This is a genomic window from Campylobacter suis (assembly GCF_905120475.1).
GTDB classification, from domain to species: Bacteria; Campylobacterota; Campylobacteria; order Campylobacterales; family Campylobacteraceae; genus Campylobacter_A; species Campylobacter_A suis.
In genome coordinates this window covers 21,950-41,866 of sequence record NZ_CAJHOE010000007.1, presented here as the reverse complement: position 1 = coordinate 41,866, position 19,917 = coordinate 21,950, and the positions used below count along the sequence as shown (strand labels likewise).

The window sequence follows — 19,917 nt, the reverse complement described above, 5'->3', positions numbered from 1 at the left end:
ACTCATCTCTTCAACTGCTGCTGCACTTTCTTGTAAGCTATTTGCTTGAGAGTTTGCTCCATCTGTTACTTGTTTCATAGAATCAGCTAGGATTTGAGCTTTTTGTTGAAGAACTTCTGCTTGGTCTAAATTTGTCTTTAGCATAGCTGTTATAGCATCACCTAAAGCATTTATGCCAACTGCTATTTGACCATTGTCATTCATTCTACCTGTATAGTCTTGATTCTTAAACTTATCTAGTAAGCCACTTAGCTCTACTACATTATTAGCTATACCATCCTTAAGAGCTCTTTGTAGTTGAGCAAATGTCTCTTTTAGTTCGTTTAGGGCTGGGTGAGCGGTATGTGCGTTAAGCGTAGCAGTGAAGTTGCCTTGTTTTATCTGATCCACAAAACCGCTAGCTTGAGCGATGAACTCATTTTGCTCGACTAAATTTTGCTGAGTGATTTTGATATTATCATTTATGAGCATACCCATTTTGCCAATCTCATCGTTAGCTTTGATTGCTATTAGTTCAGCTTTATCAGTTTTGAAATTTAAAAACTCAAAGAAGTGCTCAAGGTTGCTAGCTACTCTTTCTATGCGTTTACCAAATGTCCTAGAGTAAGACCACATCGTTAGGAATAGCACTATGACTGAGATTAGCGAAAAGATGATCATGAAATTTTTTAATTCATTGACATCTGCTAAAGTCTCGTCTACATCAGCCACCAAAACTATGCCCCAGTTTTTATCAAATTCAGGCACACTAATACCAGCATACACCATCTTTGCCGCACGGTTTGTAAGAACTGAAACAGTCTCTATCTCGAGCGACTCGTTTGTTGATAGCCTATCTATAAAAACTTGAAGATCCGGGTTAATATCTGTAGCCTTTTTGCCTATGAGTTCGGCTTTATTGTGGGCTACAAATTTACCTGTATGAGAGAATAAAAAGCTATAATCTGTATCATAAAGCTTTATAGCTCCCACGGTTTCTTGTAACTTTGCTACATTCATGTCTATACCAACGACGCCCACGACTTTATCATCTACGATAACTGGCGAAGTAAATGATGTTATTAAGACATTTTTACCCTCTAAAACATCAACATATGGGTCTAAAATTTGAGCTTTTTTGCTATTTTTTGAAGCATTATAAAACTCTTTTTGAAGGTGATCGCCCTCACTTTGATCTTGAACTGGAGTACCAGTGGCATTTGAAACTATAGGTATTATAAAGTCATTTGTTTTAGAGACAAACTTTCCATATACACCATCTATCTCTTTACTATAATACCTCTTATCATCAGGCATAAACCAAACACTTGCAAAATTTGGATTATTTTTTGCAACACCTAAAAATACATCAAGTAAAGACTCAGGCGAGAGCTTGTGCCCAGACTCAAGCGTTCCAGAGATCATTTCTGAAAGCACCCTTGAAGCTTGCAAGCCATCAGATAAAAATACTGCTATGCTTTTGGCGTTTTTCTCGACTTCGCTTTTTATATAGGCACTTGTATTTTCATTTGCCATTTTTAGCGACTTAAACGCAACTATACCCACGACCATCAACAAAATCAAAACTGCCAAGCCGCAGCTTGTCAGAGTGAGTTTCGTTGAAATTTTCAAGTTTTTAAACATGAAACTCCTTTGCATGAAATTTGTGTTTTTTATTATCTCAATTTTAAGATAAAAATACAATAAAAAATAAATAAAAAGTGGCAAAAAGCACCAAAATACTTAAAATTTATTTATAATTTATAAATTTTATCATCATTTTTAAGCTTTGGTATGTTATATTAAGTTTCTTACAAAAAGGAAAATTTATGTTAGATGATAGCATCTTGGATATTTTGTCAAATAAAAAGGCGCTTTGTCTCGAAGATGAGCCTGGAATTTTAAAAAATATGACTGAGGTTTTGGGTCTATTTTTCAACGAAGTAAAAGGAGTGAAAGACGGACTTGAGGCTCTTGATGAAGCGATGACAAATTTATATGATGTTTTTATATTTGACATCACTGTGCCACATATAGATGGGCTTGAAGTGATAAAAAGAGTACGAGCTAAAAATCATAAAATCCCTATCATCATAGTCTCTTCACATACCGAACAAGAGTACTTGTGGCGCGCAGTTGAGCTAAAAATAACACGCTTTTTGCTAAAACCTTTTGATAAAAATGCACTAATCGGAGCTCTTAAGGATGTAGCTTTAGAGCTGGTAGACCATCAGCCGATAGTAAAGATAAAAGATGGCATGGAGTATGACTTTGCTAAAAAGATCATACACTATCAAGATGAGCAAATTCAGCACCTTTCAAAGAGCGAAAGTAAGCTTTTTGAGTACTTTTTAAACCATAAAAATCAGAATGTAACCTACGAGGAACTTTTTGATTATATGTGGGAGTTTGAGCAGCCAACAAAAGAGGCTATAAAGACGATAGTAAAAGAGCTTAGAAAAAAGGTCGGCAAGGATGTTATTAAAAATTTATACGGCATAGGATATATGTTTGAAGTATAGGTTTGCGCTGATTATATCGGTATTTGCACTGCTTTACATAGTCATACTTTCGATGTTTTTTGCGTTTTATCGAGAGCTTGCTTTAAAAGATGCAAAACAAGAGGCCTTGCATGTTTTAAATACCATGAATGCCGTCAGAGACTATGTCTCAAATGTTCAGCGCCCCTTAATAGATGAACTAAAAGAAAGTGGTGATCTATCGCCAGAGTTTTTTGATCCAAGGCTTCTTTCATCATCTTATATAACAAGAGAAATTTATGAAATTCAGCTTCAAAAGCAAAACATAAACTATAGCTATAAATTAATAGCCACCGATCCGTTAAATCCAGCCCATCAAGGCACGCCATTTGAGTATGAAATTTTAGAAAATTTCAAAGAGAAAAAATACGAAGAGTATTCACAGATCATTTATGATTCAAACGCATCCTATATATATGTAGGACTTCCTATTAAAAATTCACAAGCCTCATGCGTGGTTTGTCATAACATAAATAGTGCGCCAAAAAAAATGGTCGAGCAGTATAAAAATATAGAAAATTTCCAAGGTCAGGTGGGCGACACTATAGCTATGATCTCGTTTAAAATACCTGTAAAACATATATTAAGCTATCATAAAAATGAATTTATAGCCAGTGCTATTGCTCTGCTTGTCGTTGTTATGGTATTGTTGTTTTTTGTATTTAAAATTCATCAAAAAGTAGCCAAAATCAAAGAACAAAACGAGCAGTTGATGATAAATCAAAGTCGTTTAGCCAGCATGGGTGAGATGATAGGCAATATCTCCCATCAATGGAAGCAGCCACTAGCCCAAATAAGCTCGATACTTATAAATTTAGAGCTTTTTAATGAGCGCGGAAAGTTAACAAAAGAGATATTAAATGAAAAGATAAAAGAGACGGATGAGCAGGTTAAATTTATGTCTGAGACTATTGATGATTTTAAAAACTTCTTTAATCCAAATGCTCCAAAGTCCGAATTTTCAAGCTATACAGCGATAAATCAAGCCATAAAACTACTTCGCGCCCCACTTAAAAAACACTGCGTAAATGTACTTTTTGAACCAGAGCAAAATTTTACCCTTTTTGGAAATGTAAATGAAATAATACAAATTTTAATAAACATTATAAACAATGCAAAAGAGGCTTTTAATGGGCAAGAAATTTCAGAAAAACAGGTGAAAATTTCATCACTCATAAATGAAAACTCAAAAATGATAATGATAGAAAATAATGCTGGAAACATCGATGATAGCGTTATAAGTAAAATTTTTGAACCAAATTTTACTACTAAAAAATCTGGCAGCGGACTTGGTCTTTATATGAGCCAGATGATCATTAAAAAATACAACGGAGAGATCTCTGTTCGCAATGTAAATAATAGCGTAATATTTACAATTAATATTTTTAATTCATAATTTATTTATTTTCCCCCTATTTCCCCCTTTTTTATTGGTAATATTCTCAATAAGAAGTCATTTTGATTTTCTATTCAAATTTTCGCGAAGGAGGACACATGAAAAATTTGGATAAAGTGTTACTCGGCTTAGCGGCAGGTCTTAGCATTTTTGCTTCTAGCGCCTGTGCCGCAGAAGCTGGCGGACACGCTCATATGCAGATGACAGAAGCTGCAAGGGGCGTTATAGCAAACCCTAAGGGTACGCTAAAAGACAGAGGTGTTGTGACATTGCAAGACTACATTGTAGAAGAGCAAGAGATGTACAACTGGCTATTTAAAAACCACCCGATTTTCACAAAATATGGTGGTAAAGTAGATGGCAAGATCAAAGTCGTAGACCGTGGTCATGAGTGGCTAGAAGAGGGTCATGGTAAAGATCTTTCTAAAGTTAGTAAGCGTGAAGCGGGCACTGGCTATAGCTCTATGATGTATAGAATTCCAGCCGGTTCATCACTAATGTTTCCTAACAAATTTGTTGGTTCTGAAAAATGCGGCGAGTGCCACCCTGCACAGTATGAAGCTTGGAGCAGATCAAGACACTCAACAACTATTCGTTTCCCTGGTGAACACCCAGAGTTAAACAATAACCTAACTGACCCAGTCTTCACAGAAGATACAGCTTCAATCCTACCAAAAGGTATCACACCTGATGTAATTTATGCAACTGTTGGACACCTTAGAACAAAATTTGGATTTGTTGATGCGTGGATGCTTCGTGGTACATACCATGTTGAGGGCGGTATGTTAAAAGATGGAACAGGTACTATCACTCCAGGTTCAAACCAATGGCAAAGAACTTGGGCGCTTAACCTAACTCCTGAAACTGTTAAAAAGATCAAAAAATGGGTTCCAGAATTCCCAGAAACTCTTGAAGAGTATGGTTTAAATACTGGTTATGTACGCGGTCTTGCATCTTATGCTGCAAAGTATAAAGATACTATGAACTTCCAAGCAAACGCTTCTTACTGCGAAGTTTGCCACCCGTTCAAATTTGACTTTAAAACAAAAGAAGAGTTTTATGCTGCACTTGGTAATCCAAACGAGCTTAGAAAACACACTATCTCAAAAGGTGTAAGCTGTGAGGAGTGCCACGGCGCTGGTGGTCACCTTGATGGTGCTACAAACTTTAGAATTTCAAACTGCGAACGCTGTCACCAAAGATTTAACTGGAGTCCAGACCTTTATAAGGCTCACCCACTTGGCAAGATCGCTCCAGATCTAGCGCTAAGCTCTAAATTTAAATCAATGGGACCAGGATGTGGTTCTGAGGGCTCACAGTCATATTTCACTGCTCACTATGAAAAAGGCATGAGATGTGTTACTTGCCACGATCCACACGATAACACAGGTTTAGTAACTGGCGATAAAAATGTTAAAGGTCTAAACTACAACTCAGAGCAAGCTTATCTAAGTTCATTCTATACTAAGCCAAAAATTAGAAAAACTTGTGCTGATTGTCACCAAGAACAAGCTTATATAGCTCAAAGAGCAGACACACATAAAGATAACTCATGTGCATCTTGCCACATGCCATTTATGATGAGCTGCGAGAATTTCTATGCTATTCAGTTCCAAGATCAAGCAGGCTTTGATACACAACGCCGCTCACACATCTGGAAAATCGATGTAAGTGCTGATAGAAAATCTATGAAAGCTGGCGATGCTTCAAAATCTCCAAGAGATGGTAAAGATTGGCACTTCCAAAGAAATGAAGATGGTAGAAACTTCGTAGACCTTATGTGGGCTTGCGCAAGAACATCTTGGGCGGATCTTGATATGGTTGAGAACAAAGGCTGCCACAGCCCAGTACTATCTGAGCTAAAAGAGACACTACACTTTAAGTCTCAAAAACAAGCTTATGAAGAGGTTATGGGATGGCAAACTCCAATCAAAAATGGCTATACTCAAGTTAAGATTGGTATCGAGGGAATGTATAAGATCCTTGAAACAACTAAACTTGACGCAACTAAAAAGTCAAGAGTTTATGAGTTGATCGAAAAAGCTCAAGACACTGTTGATCTACTTGAAAAAGATGGCTCATGGGGTATGCACGGCTTTAAATATACTAAACAAAGACTTGATGCTGCTAAAGGTTATGTAGAAGAAGCTCAAAGAATTTTGAATAGTAAAATTTAATGACACACGGGGGCTTTAACTAGCCCCCAAAATTTAACTTTAAGGTAGGGACAAGATGAGAATTTTAAATAGTTTTATCGCAATATCATTTTTAGCAAGCTGTGTTTTTGGTGCTGAGCTAAGCACGAAAGAACAAAAAGAGGCTTATAGTTTAGGCGCTTCAACCGGTGGTTATCTTTTAAAACAGATAAATAACCATAAAGCTCTTGGCGTTCAAACTGATACAGAAATCGTAGTACAAGGCTTCTTAGACGCTATAAAAAACCAGACAAAGCTTACGAATGACCAAGTTATAACGCTACTAAATGACAGAGCAGAGGCGTTAAATAAGGCAGCGCAAGATTTGCAAAAGGCAGAGCTAGCTAAAAACAAAAAAGAGTCAAAAGAATTTTTAGAGAAAAATGCAAAAAATTCAAAAGTAAAAACCACAAAAAGTGGCTTGCAGTATGAAATTTTAAAAGACGCTAAAGGCGATAAGCCAAAGCCTGAGAGTATAGTTTTGGTAAATTATAAGGCATATTTACCAAATGGAGAAGTTTTTGAAGATACTTATAAAGCCGGCAAAGCATCGCATTTATCGCTTATAAATATCATTGAGGGTTTAAGCGAGGGTTTAAGACTTATGAGTGTTGGCTCAAAGTATAAATTTGTAATACCTAGCGAACTAGCCTATGGAGATAACGGTGTTGAAGTTATACCTGGTGGTTCGGCTGTTGTATTTGAAACAGAACTTCTTAAAATTTTCAAGCCTGGTGAATTAGTTGAAGAAGCTAAAAAAATGAGTGCTGAAGAAGTTAAGAGTTTTCACGGTGTAAAATAAATCTTTCTACATGAAAGTGGAGGAGAGGTCATATGGACAATAAAAATCAACGAAGAGCGTTTATAAGATACATCGCTCTTGGCTCCGTTGGTGTTGGGGCAGTTGCAATGGCGGCGGCAACTCCAAGTGAGCCAAAAAAAGGCACACAAGAGCCTAAGGTAGAGAAAAAACCGCATTTTGGTATGATATTTGATCAAAACAAATGCGTAGGTTGCACTGACTGCGAAGTTGCGTGCGTGAAAACAAACATCGTACCAAAAGGTCAAATGAGGCTTTTTGTGCAGGATAAAACAGATCCGCAAAACCGCATGGATAAGAGATTTGTCAGAATTTCTTGCCAGCAGTGCGAAGACGCACCTTGCGTAAATGTCTGTCCAACAAACGCCTGTTGCAAAGATGAAAAAACTGGCATAGTTACAATGAAGACTGATGATTGTATCGCCTGTAAATACTGCATCGTAGCTTGTCCTTATGATGTAAGATTTATAAATCACGAAACAAAAGCCGCAGAAAGCTGTAACTTCTGCCTAGATACTAAGATAGAAAAGGGCGAGCAGCCAGCGTGCGTTGAGTCTTGTAGGTACGATGCTTTAGTATTTGGTGATGTTAATGATGAAGAGTCGCAAATTAGCAAGCTACTTCGCATAAAAGATAGTCTAAGAATGCGTCCAGAATGTGGCACAAAGCCAAGTCTGCGCTATATACCTGCTATAAAGATGGGGGTGTGATATGAATGGTGCTATAAATTTCACTGAAACTTTTTCACACGGAGCTGTCGTATGGCACTGGCCTATCGCTGTATATTTGCTTTTGGCTGGTATGAGTGGTGGAGCACTTATAGTTGCTATCTTGATAAGGTATTATAAAAAACAATGCGAGATAACACCGTTATTTAAAGGCGCTAGCTTGCTTTCGCTAGTTACTATATTGCTTGGTATGGTTTGCCTTGTTGCAGATCTTGACAGACCTTTGCTGTTTTGGAAAATTTTAATAAATTATAACTTTAACTCAGTTATGTCTATCGGTGTTGCAGCACTTTGTATCTACATACCGCTAAGCTTTGTGATGTGTCTTTATGCTTTTGAAAAAGAGCTTTTGGGATTTGGAATTTTTTCTGGACTTATTAAATTTATCATGGCTATAGTAAATGCCATCCGCCCGCTAGTTTTCGTGCTTACACTTATTTTTGCGGTTGCGATTTGTGCTTATACTGGCTTTTTGATTTCTGTTTTAGTAAGATTTCCTATACTAAATACAGCTGTGCTTCCAGCACTTTTTGTTGCATCTGGTCTAAGCGCAGGAATCGCTGGCTCTAGTATAATAGCTGCACTATTTTTTGGCGAGGATACACACTCATCAGATATGAAAACACTTCATACTATCGAGTGGCCAGTGCTTGTAGCTGAAATTTTGCTTATAAGTATGCTATTTGTGTCACTTATCATCGGTAGCGATGTGCAAAAAGCAGCAAGTGTTGCATTTTTTGATGGATTTTATGCTAAAATGTTTTGGATAGGAGTTATGGGTGTTGGTTTTGGCTTGCCGTTGGTTTTAAATTTCTGTCTAGGCAAGACTTTTGCGCATACACGCCTTGCATTTTATGTAAGTGCATTAGCTAGTATTGTGGGCGTGCTTATGCTTCGTATGTTTATCTTATACGCAGGACAGACATATAGTATATTGTAAAAATTTTTGAGGGGAGCATGGTAAAGTTATTTTTTTCTTATAAATTTGTTCTCCTCTTACTTCTAGCTCTTGCGGTGGCGGCTGGTGTCGCTACCTTTTTAGAGAGTATCTACGACACAGCTACAGCACAAATTTTTGTCTATGAAGCGCTTTGGTATGAAGCCGTAATGCTTTTGCTTATCGTTAGTCTTTTTGGGATTATATTTCGCACAAAGATGTGGCGTCGCTTTGGCGCATTTGTAGTTCATTTTGCCTTTATTGTTATAGCTATTGGAGCTTTTATGACTAGATATATGGGCGAAGAGGGCGTTTTACATGTTAGAGAGCATGAGGTTTCAAATGAGATGATAAGCGTAAAGCCATATTTACAGATAGAAGCAGATGGCAAAATTTACGAACACTACCTTAAGCTAGCTCAAATAGGTGATAATAGCTTTGAGATCGCTCAGCCAATAGACGGTAACACATTAAAAGTAAAATTTCACTCATACGAGCCCTCACCAAAAGGTAAGCGCGGAGTGTTAAATCTAAAAGTTGGCTTTAATGATACAAATATGCAAGATATAAGCATAAAAGGTGGTGTAGGCTGGGTTAGTGAGCCAAAGGTTATAGAGCAAAATGGCAAGCAAATTCTCATAGCTTGGGGCTCAAAGATTATAAATTTGCCATTTTCTATCAGGCTAAATGACTTCATGCTTGAACGCTATCCAGGCTCGCAAAGTCCGTCATCTTATGCAAGTGCCATTGAAGTTGAAAGGGACGGCTTAAAAGTTATGGATTTTGTCGTGTTTATGAACAATCCGCTAACTTTTCAAGGATATAAACTCTTTCAGTCATCTTATGATAAAGATGAGAGGGGAACGGTTTTAGAGGTTAACCGTGATCCAGGTAAAATTCCAACCTATATCGGCTACTTCTTGCTTTGCGTGGGATTTGTTGCAAACTTTTTTACACCGCATAGCCGTTTTTTAAAGTTAAGTAAATTTGTAAAAAATAGCCAGCTAGTTCTTGTCTTTGCCTTGCTAGTTTTTGCTAATTTACCTACAAATGCCTCTGAAAATGATATACAAAATTTCAGGCAAAATACAGCAAATCATGCAAATGGTGAATTTTCTACACTTTTAGTGCAAGATTATATGGGGCGCATAAAGCCCATAAGTACTGAGGCTAGCGAGATAGTCAGTAAAATGGCTGGCACAAACTCACTTTTTGGACTAAGCCCTGAGCAAGTTGTGCTTGGTATGAGTATAGACCCAACGCTTTGGCAAGACTTAAAGATCATAAAAGTAAAAAATAATGAGATAAAAAAGCTTTTAAATTTATCCCAAGATGAGCAGTTTGTGAGCTTTAACTTTATGTTTGATGAGCAGGGACGGTATAAACTAGATAAAGAGGTTGAAGAGGCAAATGAAAAGTCAGCTTCAAAGAGAGGTACGCTAGAAAATGAGCTTATAAAATTTGATGAGCGTATAAATATCGCTTATCTTACGATGAAAGGTGTATTTTTTAGGTTTATCCCTATCTCAGGAGACCCTACAAACAAGTGGCTCTCTCCAAATGAAGCCTTTGCAAATCCAAGTGTCAGCAAAGAGATAAAAGTCATATTAAATGACTATTTGACGGGCTTAAATTTAGGTATATCTCAAAATGAGTGGCAAAAGGCAGATGCCGCGCTAAAAGGGATAAAAAACTATCAGCAAAAAAACTCATCTCATATCTTGCCAGAGCAGGGGCGAGTAAAAGCAGAGGTGCTTTATAATAAGCTTGGAGTATTTAAAAATTTAGTCTATTTTTACTTATTTTTAGGTCTTTTTGCACTTTTTGCAGGTTTTAGCGAAATTTTGGCTCACAAGAGATTTGTATTTATAAAAAAGAGCCTTTTTGTGTTGTTGTTATTAGGTTTTATAGTTCATACTTTAGGGCTTGCACTTCGCTGGTATGTATCAGGGCACGCACCTTGGAGCGATAGCTATGAAAGCATGGTTTATATAGGCTGGTCAGCTATACTTGCTGGACTTGTCTTTTTTAGAAGTTCGCTACTTACTATATCAGCTTCTTGTTTACTAGCTGCTATCGTAATGCTTGTGGCTCACTTAAGTTTTGTTAATCCTCAAATCACAAATTTAGTCCCAGTCTTAAAGTCATACTGGCTAACGCTACATGTTTCTATTATTACGGCAAGTTATGGATTTTTAGGGCTTGGATGTTTGCTTGGGCTTATGGGGCTTACTTTAATGGTTTTAAAAAATACCAAAAATAGCGAACGCATAAATGCTCAAATCCGATACATTACAGCCATAAACGAGCTAAGCTTGATAGTTGGGCTTTCTATGCTTACGGTTGGTAACTTTTTTGGTGGAATTTGGGCAAATGAGAGCTGGGGTCGCTACTGGGGCTGGGATAGTAAAGAGACTTGGTCTTATGTTTCTATCCTTGTGTATGCGATAGTTTTACATCTTAGATTTGTGCCAAAACTAAATTCAGTTTATATTTTTTGTGTAGCTTCTGTTTTTGCTTATGGCTCGATAATAATGACATATTTTGGCGTAAATTTTTACCTTACAGGGCTTCACTCTTATGCAGCTGGTCAAGCCCCTCAGGTGCCAAATTTTATCTACGCATTAGTTTTATTTATCGTGTCTATAAGTATTTTAGCACTTAAGGGCAAAGATATAAAAACGATATAAATTAAGGAGAAAATGTGAATACAAACAAAGTGAAATTTCTAGGTGCAGCAAGCAAAAAGCTACTTTTAGCAACGCTATTTTTAGCCAGTATGGCAAATGCAGGGTTTATTAAAGATGGTATGCAGGCTAAAGAGAGTGGTGATCATATGAAACTAATCGAGATCTACGAAAAGGCTTGCAAAGAGGAGCATAAAGCATCTGGCTGCTATAACTTAGCCGTGACTTATGATGAGGGTACTGGTGGTGTTACAAAGGATTATGCAAAGGCGTTAGAGTACTACAAAAAAGCTTGTGATGGCAAATTTGCGTCAGCTTGCAATAACTTAGCACATATGTATGAGAGTGGTCGTGGAGTGGATCAAAATTTCACAATGGCTGTGAAATTTTATGAAAAAGCGTGTGCAGATAATGAAGGTTGTGCATCTTTAGGACTTTTGTATGCTAATGGTGCAGGGGTAGCAAGAGATGCTAAAAAGGCAGTTGAGCTTTATACAAAGTCTTGTAATTACGGAGATATGTGGGGTTGTAATAACCTTGGATATATATATTTAAACGGTATAGGCGAGAGTCAAGATCTAAATAAATCTAAAAATTTCTACACCATAGCTTGCAGCGGTGGTGTTGGCATTAGTTGTGATGCGCTTGGGCTTTTATATGCAAACGGTCTTGGCACGGATCGCGACTATAAAAAGGCAAAAGAGAATTTTGAAAAGTCATGTAACCTTGGCAATAACAGAGGATGTAACGACCTAGCCATACTTTATGCTGAAGGCAAGGGTGTTGCTGCTGATAACGCAAAAGCAAAAGAGTTTTTCAAAAAGGCTTGCGATATGAACTTGCTTGAAGCTTGCGAAAATGCCAAAATTTTAGATGGTATAAGTAAATAACAACGAGGTTTAAATATGAAATTTGGTCTTTTTTTAGTACTTTTTGCCAGCTTACTTTATGCGCAAGAGCTGCCACAAGAGGCGGCAAATATGGAGCAAATTTATAAAAAAGGCGAGCAGTTTTATAAGCAAAATTGCCCTAGAGTAAGCAAAAGAGGCGTTCAAAACATTGAGGCTTTAAAAGAAAAATTAGCCAAAATTTGCAAAAACCAAGATGAACAAAGCATAAACGCTGCCGCACTTTATATCTGGGATGCACCAAAAACTATAGCTCAAAAATTACAAAAAATAGAAGTCCCAGCAGACGCTAGGTGTCCTATATGTGGCATGCTTGTAGCTAAAAATCCAAACTGGGCGGCGATGATAGAAGATGGTAGCCAAAATTTGTACTTTGATGGTGTGAAAGATCTTATGAAATACTATTTTAAAAATGGTAAAAAATTTGAGCGTGTGTTTGTGAGCGATTATTATAAGCTTCATAAGATAGATGCTAAGAGTGCCTTTTTTGTTATCGGATCAAACATTTATGGCCCTATGGGTGATGAGCTTGTGCCCTTTGAAAAAGAGAGTGATGCGATAAATTTTGCTAAAGATCATTTTGGTAAGGCGGTTTTAAAATTTAGCGATATAAGCGAGCAGATGCTTACTGGGCTATGAAATTTCTAACCATTTTAGCAATATCTTTTGGTGTTATATACTTGCTTATTTTTGCTCACTATGCTAGTTTTGATAGGGCTAGTAAGCTAGCTGAAATTTCAGCTCTTGCAACAAAGATAAAAGATGCCAGACCTGCATTTAGCTTTGCTGGTGATGAGTATAGGAAATTTGTCTATGATAGGTAAAAATTTTATAAACTACGCAGTTATTTTACTAAAAAAAGAGCGAGCTGACCATGCTTTTAGCTTTTTTATATTTAGTTTTATCATTTTTGTTCTAAGCTCTGTGCTTTTTATATCAAATTCTATTCAGTATGATTTAGTAAATGGCATAAATACACGCCCTGATATAGTTGTAGAGGCGCTTCGTGGCGGCAAGCGAGATACGATGCATGATGGATATATCTATGACTTTAAGCAAATAAGCGGTGTTAGCGATGCCATAGGTGCTGTTGATGGTAGGTATTATTTTGCACAAAAGAGAATTTGGTTTAATATCGTTGCAGATAATGCACTTGGGGCTGATGAGATGGTTATAGGCGAAGGTGTAAAGGCTGCGATGAATGAGCTTTACTATGAAGATGTTTTTAACTTTTTAACTGAAGAAAATTTAATCCCAATCAAAATCAACAAAACCGCACCTCACTCAACAAACATCATCTCAAGCAATACTATCTATATGCATGAAGATACGGCTAGAGAGGTGCTTAGTCTTGATAATGCAGAATATACTAAAATTTTTGTAAGCGTAGCAAATAAAAATGAGATCAGCGAAGTTGCCCTAAAGATAATGAACCTTTATCCAAACACATTTGCATATACGGCTGAAGATAGCGTGGCAGACCTAAAGCACATCTACTACTATAAAGGCGGTGTTTTTATGGTGCTTTATGTGGTTGCGATGGTGGCATTTTTTATACTTTTAAAAAATCAAATTTCACTAGTCTATGGCGAGAAAAAGCGCGAGATGGCAGTCCTTAGAAGCATAGGATATGCTATAAAGGATATTATAGCGCTTAAGTTTATACAAAATTTCATAGTAAGCTTTAGTGCCTTTTTATTAGGTTGCGCTTTGGCTTATGCCTATGTTTTTGTATTTAATGCACCGCTGCTGCGCGAGATATTTTTAGGTGGCGATATACAAAATTTCATCACTTTTACACCTGTGATTGACTTTGATATTTTGTTTTTGGTCTTTTTGTTTAGCGTGGTTCCGTTTTTGGCATTTGTCATCATTCCAGCGTGGAGAGTTGCCATAAGTGACATGAGCGAGGCAATAAAATGATACAGATAAACAATCTTTTTAAAATTTACAACCAAGGCAAGGTAAATGAATTTTGTGCGTTAAAAGATATAAATTTAAGCATAAATGACGGCGAGATAGTCATATTAAAAGGTGTAAGCGGCAGTGGTAAAAGCACGCTTTTATCGCTAATGGGAGGACTTAGTAAGCCAAGTAGTGGAGAAATTTTAATAAACGGGCAAAATATCTCAAAACTTCCAGACTTCATGAGTTCTAGTATCCGCCACAAGGAGCTTGGCTTTATATTTCAGTCATTTAACTTAATTGATGGGCTTAGCGTTGAGCAAAATGTTATGGCACCACTTAGTTTACTTGGATTAAAAAAGGCGGAAATTTTAACTAAGATAGATAATGCCCTAAACTTAGCAAATATAGCTCATAAAAAAGAGCAACTAGTCTCTAGTCTAAGCGGGGGTGAAAAGCAAAGATGTGCCGTAGCAAGAGCCCTTGTTATGGATCCAGATATCATCTTAGCTGATGAACCAACGGCAAATTTAGACAAAGAAAACTCGCTTATGTTTATCCAAATGATGCAAAAATTTAAATCTTTAAACAAAACTCTTATCGTCGCCACGCACGACTTGCTTTTTGATGAGCTTGAGTTTGTTGATAAGCGTATAAATATGCGAGATGGCGAAATTTTATGAGTATCTTTCTTTCAAATGAGGTCATCGCATTTTTAGCTATCGAGCTTGTTATTATAGTTTTGCTCGGCATTTCGCAGATAAATATCATACGCATAGTCAGACACTGGGACTTTAACGCCACTACAAATTTACAATATAGCCTTGAAAAGCGCAACTACCTAATAAACACCATACTATTTTTTACCATAACTTGCAAGATAGTTTTATTTATCTTTTTTGCACTTACGGTAAATGAGCTTGCAAATGTAGTTCCAGGCGCGATGTGTTCAGCTGGAGTGGTGGGCTCAAACGGATATGGAAATTTATTGCTTTTGCTAAAAATTTTACTTATCTTTGGACTTGGTTTGTGGCTTATTATAAATGCGCTAGATTTAAAAGAGGTAAATTTCCCATTTTTAAAGCGCAAATACGCTCTTTTTAGCATACTTTTTGTCTTTATCTTGCTTGAGTTTGTCGTTGAAATTTTATTTTTTACAAATATCCCGCTACGAGTGCCAGTGTTTTGTTGCTCGGTCGTATTTCAGGCACCAAAGCTGCCATTTGGCTATACGCAAGCCATGCTCGCTACATTTTTTTATGTCATCTTAGTAGCCATAATAACACTAAACACACTAAAACAATCAATGGCTACATTTGCACTAAATTTACTATATCTTTTTGTGGCTTACTACGCTATAACATACTTTTTTGGACTTTATGTCTATGAGCAGCCAAACCATAAATGCCCTTATTGCATGCTTTTAAAGGATTATTTTTATATTGGTTATTTGATTTGGGGCTCTTTGTTTTTGGGAATCTTCTTTGGTATCGCACCTTTTTTAGTCGAGCTAGTTACAAAAAAAAGCTATACACATCTGCTTGAGCTTTCAACATTTTGGCTTGTTTTAAATGCGATGATATGTAGTTTTTATGTGGCAAAATACTACTTTAATGTCGGAGTTTTGCTGTGATAAAGCAAATTTTTGCTGGCGTTCTTTTGCTTGGTGTTTTGGGGCTATTGATATTTTCAGCTGATATTAGTGATACAAAAATTTTAGTTGTAAGTGGAAATAGTGAAAAAAAACCGCTTGAGATCGAGCTTGATAAGTACCTTTGTAGTGAGAGCAAAACACTAATAACAGATCTTTACAACACCGCTCAAGCCGTTCTTCCTAACGGCGATACCCATTTTTTTAATGACATTGGTAATGCTTTTATCTGGTTGATGCGTCAAAAAAACCGTGATGAGATAGCGCTTTTTGTCTACACAAATGACTCAAAACAATACATTGACGCAAAGGTTGCTTGGTATGCCAGAAATGAGATCACGCCCATGGGATATGGCTTTGGTGCGTATGAGTATCATGCTTATGGGACTTGTGATTATTACTACGATGAGGTCGTGCTTTGTGCTGCACGCGGAGAAACTGTCATAAATCCACACATTTACTGGCTACTAAAAAAGGGCAAAATTTAGTTTTTTGTCTTGATAAAGGCGGTTTTTAGTATAATTTTACAAAAATAAAAAGGACGCCTATGTTTGCTCTAAAATTTCGCCCAAAAACTCTTGATGAAATTTGTGGTCAGAGCGATGTGGTAGCCGTTTTTAAAAAATTCATCCAAAATGACAAGGTACCACACAGTATGTTTTATGGCTTGGCTGGCTGTGGTAAAACTAGTTTTGCTAGGGCTTTGGCAAGCTCGTTAAGTTATGATTTTTACGAGTTTGATGGTGGGAATTTAAAGATAGAGGAATTTCGCCGAATCCTAAAAAACTACGAAAATGCGTTAAATAAACCACTTTTTTTCATAGATGAGGTGCATCGTCTTAGCAAAACACAGCAAGAAGCACTTTTGATACCCATGGAAAACTACCGTGCACTTATCATCGGTGCAAGCACGGAAAATCCATTTTTTACTCTAAGTTCTGGTATACGCAGCCGCTCAATGCTTTTTGAGTTTAAGCCCTTAAATACGGGGGATTTTGAAAAGTTACTAGAAAGAGTAGGGCAAAGCGTAAGGTTTGAAATTTCAAATGAAGCAAAAGAGTATCTTTTAAAAAGTAGTGGCGGAGATGCAAGGAGTATGCTAAATTTGCTGGAATTTGCTATCGCACTTGATGAAAAAGTTACTCTTGAAAATTTACGAGTTCTTAGAGCAAATGCCATAAATGAAGGGGTCAGTAGCGATGATACACACTATCACTTAGCTAGTGCTCTTATAAAAAGCCTTCGTGGGAGCGATGTTGATGCTGCTATTTACTACCTTGCAAGACTGATAGCTGCTGGCGAGAGTGCAGATTTTATCGCAAGAAGGTTGGTTATATTTTCTAGTGAAGACATTGGCAATGCAAATCCAAATGCCCTAAATTTAGCCACCAGCACGCTTACTGCCGTCAGCAAGATAGGCTATCCTGAAGCGCGCATTATATTGGCTCAGTGCGCTGTATATCTAGCTAGCTCGCCAAAGTCAAACTCTAGCTATATGGCGATAAATTCTGCCCTAAATTACGCTCAGAATGAACCAAAGCTTGAAATTCCAAAGTATCTTATAAATACAGCACCGGAAAAAAAAGACTACCTTTATCCGCATGATTTTGGCGGATGGGTTGAGCAAAAATACCTTCAAAAACCACTAAAATTTTATAAAAGCAAAGGCATTGGCTTTGAAAAGACGCTTGATGAGTGGCTAAAAAAGATACATGAACTTCACAAAAACTAAACATAACCACACTTTTACCCAAATAGTGATACAATAACATAAAGGATACGCATGGATTTATTATTTATCATTTTAGGGCTATTTGTGGGGTTTGCAGGTGGATTTTTTGGCATAGGTGGCGGTGCGGTAGTTGTGCCTAGTATGCTACTTTTTGGCTATGATATGAAATTTGCCGTTGGTGTTAGTATAATGCAGATGCTTTTTAGCTCAGCTTTTGGTTCATATGTAAATTTTAAATCAAAAATACTTGATGTAAAGCCAGCTCTGATTTTAGGGCTTGGTGGGTTTTTCGGTGCGATGGCAAGCGGATTTGTGGTTGAGTTTTTTTCATCTAAATTTTTGCTTGGCATGCTAATAGTTTTGCAGATATTAAATCTTGCAAAGCTCTTAACCACGCCATCAGAGCCAAAAGGTGCGCCAAATGAGTCAAAATTTTTACTCTTTTTAATTGGATTAATAATAGGCACAACAGCCATAAGTATGGGTATCGGCGGCTCTGCTCTTATCATACCTTTGCTTGTTGGTTTTTTAAACTATGATATAAAAAAGGCTGCATCAGCGGGGCTGTTTTTTGTTATTTTTGCTTCTATCTCTGGGTTTGTAAGTCTTGCTTTGCACGGCTTTGTAAACTACACTATCGGTGCGATGTTGGGCATAGGGGCTGTTATAGGGGTGTATTTTGGTGTAAAAACTGCTCACAAAATTTCACGCATAGCACAAAAGCGCTGGATCATCGCGCTTTTAAGTGTTATGCTTCTTATAATGCTAAATAAATTTCTTAACTCTTAGCAAATCACTTTACATAGTCGCGCTGGTCGTACTTTTTGCCATCATTATGATCTCTAAGTAGCTTTACTACAACTGGACTTAGTATGAGTATCGCGATAAGATTTGGTAAGACCATTAATCCATTAAAAAGATCAGCTAACTCCCAAACGAGATCTATCTTTGAAAGACTACCCAAAAATACAAATACAACTACTAAAATTTGTAAGAATTTTATCCCCTTTTTCCCAAATAAATAGCGGATATTTACTTCAGCAAAATAATACCACCCGACAATGGTTGTAAATGCAAAAAAGAAAAGACAAACTGCCACAAATGAGTAGCCAAAACTACCTAATATATGGGTAGAAAACGCCTCTTGTACGAGCTGTATGCCTTTAAAAACTGGCTCAAATTTTCCAGCCGAAACCTCTTTAAAAGCGACCACACCAGAGCTTAGAATGACTAAAACAGTGATATTTAAAACAATAAAAGTATCCACAAAAACGCTCATTATCCCAAGTACAGCTTGATCGACTGGGTGCTTTACCTTTGCGGCTGCATGTGCGTGTGGGGTTGAGCCCATACCAGCTTCATTTGAAAAAAGACCTCTAGCTATGCCGTAGCGTATTGCCGCTGCCATTGTAGCGCCAGTAGCGCCTCCCCATGCTGCGGCTGGGTTAAAGGCTGCTTCGATAATGAGTGAAAATATCGCTGGAATTTGTTCCAAGTTATAACATATAATTATAAAGCCTATTATCACATAAAGGATCGCCATAGTAGGGACTATCTTTTCTGCTATACGAGCGATAGACTTTATCCCACCTATAAATACAACAGCACAAATAAGCGCTAGTATGGCACCAGTTACCCATTTTGGTATGTTAAATGCTGAAGAAAAGCCGTCTGAGATGGAATTTGCTTGAACCATATTCCCCATACAGCCAAGAGCTGCGATGATAGCACAGGCAAAAAATATGGCTAAAATTTTGCCTACCTTGCCACCTATGCCTTTTGAGATATAAAAGGCTGGGCCGCCTATGATGTGATTGCTATCATCTTTTGTCTTATAAATTTGAGCTAGGCAAATTTCGGCAAAATTTGTTGCCATACCAAAAAATGCCGCTATCCACATCCAAAATATAGCTCCAGGTCCACCCATAACCAAGGCCGTGCTAGCTCCAACTAAATTTCCCGTCCCAACTTGAGCTGCTATCGCGGTTGCCACAGCTTGAAACGAACTCATGCCGTGTTCGCCAGCCTTTTCGCCGTGAAGTGAGAAATTTCCAAAAAGCCTACGAAGCCCCATCTTAAACTTAAAAATCTGAACAAATTTTAGTTTTATAGTGAAGTAAAGCCCAGTTCCGCAAAGTAGGGCGATAAGAAAATAAGGTCCCCAAATAAACGAATTTAGTAGCCTCACAAGCTCTGTGAATTTTTCCATACAAGATCCTAATTGAAAGTTTAAGATTTTATTATACTTTGCAAAGTTTAATTTTGCATAAAAACTAATAAATTTTTATAAATTTTATGTCGTATCGCTTTAAAATACACCTTTTTTACGCATCTTGAAAATATTAAAAATTTATAAATTTGCTTGATTTTAAAAATACCCACTTTAAAATGGCATAAAATTTACACTTAAGTGAAGTCTTAAAATAGCGGATTTAGCCA

General features: G+C 37.1%; 18 protein-coding genes. 16 read left to right on the top strand and 2 right to left on the bottom strand.

Going from position 1 to position 19,917, the window contains the following annotated elements; all coding sequences use genetic code 11:
• Window positions 1–1,623 (bottom strand): cache domain-containing protein (locus tag LQV35_RS08580; RefSeq protein ID WP_230057466.1); only part of this gene is annotated, 1,623 nt, incomplete at its 3' end.
• Window positions 1,624–1,808: 185 nt separating this feature from the next.
• On the opposite strand from LQV35_RS08580, the gene LQV35_RS08575 reads away from it, so the two are divergent.
• From LQV35_RS08575 to LQV35_RS08500, 16 genes are all read left to right on the top strand, one after another.
• A complete protein-coding gene (locus LQV35_RS08575; RefSeq protein WP_230057465.1) occupies window positions 1,809–2,501 on the top strand; it encodes a response regulator transcription factor in 693 nt (230 codons plus the stop codon).
• On the top strand, window positions 2,491–3,915 hold the full coding sequence (locus LQV35_RS08570; protein WP_230057464.1) for an ATP-binding protein: 1,425 nt from the start codon (window positions 2,491–2,493) through the stop codon (window positions 3,913–3,915). Before LQV35_RS08575 ends, LQV35_RS08570 begins: the two co-directional genes overlap by 11 nt.
• Before the next feature lie 98 nt (window positions 3,916–4,013).
• Window positions 4,014–6,092, top strand: coding sequence for a cytochrome c3 family protein (locus LQV35_RS08565; protein WP_230057463.1), 2,079 nt, complete (start codon window positions 4,014–4,016; stop codon window positions 6,090–6,092).
• A gap of 55 nt (window positions 6,093–6,147) precedes the next feature.
• Window positions 6,148–6,912 carry an FKBP-type peptidyl-prolyl cis-trans isomerase gene (locus LQV35_RS08560; RefSeq protein ID WP_230057462.1) on the top strand — a complete coding sequence of 255 codons (765 nt, stop codon included), beginning with the start codon at window positions 6,148–6,150 and terminating at the stop codon, window positions 6,910–6,912.
• A gap of 107 nt (window positions 6,913–7,019) precedes the next feature.
• Window positions 7,020–7,640 carry a 4Fe-4S dicluster domain-containing protein gene (locus LQV35_RS08555; protein WP_418884447.1) on the top strand — a complete coding sequence of 207 codons (621 nt, stop codon included), beginning with the start codon at window positions 7,020–7,022 and terminating at the stop codon, window positions 7,638–7,640.
• A 1-nt stretch (window position 7,641) separates the two neighbouring features.
• Window positions 7,642–8,598 carry an NrfD/PsrC family molybdoenzyme membrane anchor subunit gene (nrfD, locus tag LQV35_RS08550; RefSeq protein WP_230057460.1) on the top strand — a complete coding sequence of 319 codons (957 nt, stop codon included), beginning with the start codon at window positions 7,642–7,644 and terminating at the stop codon, window positions 8,596–8,598.
• Between the two features lie 17 nt (window positions 8,599–8,615).
• On the top strand, window positions 8,616–11,285 hold the full coding sequence (locus tag LQV35_RS08545) for a cytochrome c biogenesis protein (RefSeq protein WP_230057459.1): 2,670 nt from the start codon (window positions 8,616–8,618) through the stop codon (window positions 11,283–11,285).
• Window positions 11,286–11,374: 89 nt separating this feature from the next.
• Window positions 11,375–12,172, top strand: coding sequence for a tetratricopeptide repeat protein (locus LQV35_RS08540; protein WP_230057468.1), 798 nt, complete (start codon window positions 11,375–11,377; stop codon window positions 12,170–12,172).
• A gap of 15 nt (window positions 12,173–12,187) precedes the next feature.
• Window positions 12,188–12,829 (top strand): nitrous oxide reductase accessory protein NosL, encoded by a 642-nt coding sequence (locus LQV35_RS08535; protein WP_230057458.1) that lies wholly within the window; start codon window positions 12,188–12,190, stop codon window positions 12,827–12,829.
• The gene (locus LQV35_RS08530) at window positions 12,826–13,014 is read left to right on the top strand and encodes a hypothetical protein (RefSeq protein ID WP_230057457.1); all 189 of its coding nucleotides are present in this window, start codon (window positions 12,826–12,828) and stop codon (window positions 13,012–13,014) included. Before LQV35_RS08535 ends, LQV35_RS08530 begins: the two co-directional genes overlap by 4 nt.
• Window positions 13,004–14,113, top strand: coding sequence for an ABC transporter permease (locus LQV35_RS08525; protein WP_230057456.1), 1,110 nt, complete (start codon window positions 13,004–13,006; stop codon window positions 14,111–14,113). The genes LQV35_RS08530 and LQV35_RS08525 overlap by 11 nt, the downstream gene beginning before the upstream one ends.
• Window positions 14,110–14,778: an ABC transporter ATP-binding protein gene (locus tag LQV35_RS08520; protein ID WP_230057455.1), complete on the top strand. Its 669-nt coding sequence runs from the start codon at window positions 14,110–14,112 to the stop codon at window positions 14,776–14,778. Before LQV35_RS08525 ends, LQV35_RS08520 begins: the two co-directional genes overlap by 4 nt.
• Entirely contained in the window at window positions 14,775–15,728 is a 954-nt protein-coding gene (locus LQV35_RS08515; RefSeq protein WP_230057454.1) for a hypothetical protein, read from the top strand. Before LQV35_RS08520 ends, LQV35_RS08515 begins: the two co-directional genes overlap by 4 nt.
• Window positions 15,725–16,234 (top strand): hypothetical protein, encoded by a 510-nt coding sequence (locus LQV35_RS08510; protein ID WP_230057453.1) that lies wholly within the window; start codon window positions 15,725–15,727, stop codon window positions 16,232–16,234. Before LQV35_RS08515 ends, LQV35_RS08510 begins: the two co-directional genes overlap by 4 nt.
• A gap of 59 nt (window positions 16,235–16,293) precedes the next feature.
• Window positions 16,294–17,478: a replication-associated recombination protein A gene (locus tag LQV35_RS08505; RefSeq protein WP_230057452.1), complete on the top strand. Its 1,185-nt coding sequence runs from the start codon at window positions 16,294–16,296 to the stop codon at window positions 17,476–17,478.
• Between the two features lie 51 nt (window positions 17,479–17,529).
• Entirely contained in the window at window positions 17,530–18,267 is a 738-nt protein-coding gene (locus LQV35_RS08500) for a sulfite exporter TauE/SafE family protein (protein WP_230057451.1), read from the top strand.
• Between the two features lie 4 nt (window positions 18,268–18,271).
• On the opposite strand, the gene LQV35_RS08495 is transcribed toward LQV35_RS08500, so the two are convergent.
• On the bottom strand, window positions 18,272–19,687 hold the full coding sequence (locus tag LQV35_RS08495; RefSeq protein WP_230057450.1) for an alanine/glycine:cation symporter family protein: 1,416 nt from the start codon (window positions 19,685–19,687) through the stop codon (window positions 18,272–18,274).
• Between the last annotated feature and the right edge of the window lie 230 nt (window positions 19,688–19,917).

What these genes read in the sequence shown, in the direction of transcription:
- LQV35_RS08575 (WP_230057465.1), top strand. Translation starts at nt 1,809, where the DNA reads ATGTTAGATGATAGCATCTTGGATATTTTGTCAAATAAAAAGGCGCTT.
- LQV35_RS08565 (WP_230057463.1), top strand. Translation starts at nt 4,014, where the DNA reads ATGAAAAATTTGGATAAAGTGTTACTCGGCTTAGCGGCAGGTCTTAGC.
- LQV35_RS08560 (WP_230057462.1), top strand. Translation starts at nt 6,148, where the DNA reads ATGAGAATTTTAAATAGTTTTATCGCAATATCATTTTTAGCAAGCTGT.
- LQV35_RS08555 (WP_418884447.1), top strand. Translation starts at nt 7,020, where the DNA reads ATGGCGGCGGCAACTCCAAGTGAGCCAAAAAAAGGCACACAAGAGCCT.
- nrfD (WP_230057460.1), top strand. Translation starts at nt 7,642, where the DNA reads ATGAATGGTGCTATAAATTTCACTGAAACTTTTTCACACGGAGCTGTC.
- LQV35_RS08545 (WP_230057459.1), top strand. Translation starts at nt 8,616, where the DNA reads ATGGTAAAGTTATTTTTTTCTTATAAATTTGTTCTCCTCTTACTTCTA.
- LQV35_RS08540 (WP_230057468.1), top strand. Translation starts at nt 11,375, where the DNA reads ATGGCAAATGCAGGGTTTATTAAAGATGGTATGCAGGCTAAAGAGAGT.
- LQV35_RS08535 (WP_230057458.1), top strand. Translation starts at nt 12,188, where the DNA reads ATGAAATTTGGTCTTTTTTTAGTACTTTTTGCCAGCTTACTTTATGCG.
- LQV35_RS08530 (WP_230057457.1), top strand. Translation starts at nt 12,826, where the DNA reads ATGAAATTTCTAACCATTTTAGCAATATCTTTTGGTGTTATATACTTG.
- LQV35_RS08525 (WP_230057456.1), top strand. Translation starts at nt 13,004, where the DNA reads ATGATAGGTAAAAATTTTATAAACTACGCAGTTATTTTACTAAAAAAA.
- LQV35_RS08520 (WP_230057455.1), top strand. Translation starts at nt 14,110, where the DNA reads ATGATACAGATAAACAATCTTTTTAAAATTTACAACCAAGGCAAGGTA.
- LQV35_RS08515 (WP_230057454.1), top strand. Translation starts at nt 14,775, where the DNA reads ATGAGTATCTTTCTTTCAAATGAGGTCATCGCATTTTTAGCTATCGAG.
- LQV35_RS08505 (WP_230057452.1), top strand. Translation starts at nt 16,294, where the DNA reads ATGTTTGCTCTAAAATTTCGCCCAAAAACTCTTGATGAAATTTGTGGT.
- LQV35_RS08500 (WP_230057451.1), top strand. Translation starts at nt 17,530, where the DNA reads ATGGATTTATTATTTATCATTTTAGGGCTATTTGTGGGGTTTGCAGGT.
- LQV35_RS08495 (WP_230057450.1), bottom strand. Translation starts at nt 19,687, where the DNA reads ATGGAAAAATTCACAGAGCTTGTGAGGCTACTAAATTCGTTTATTTGG.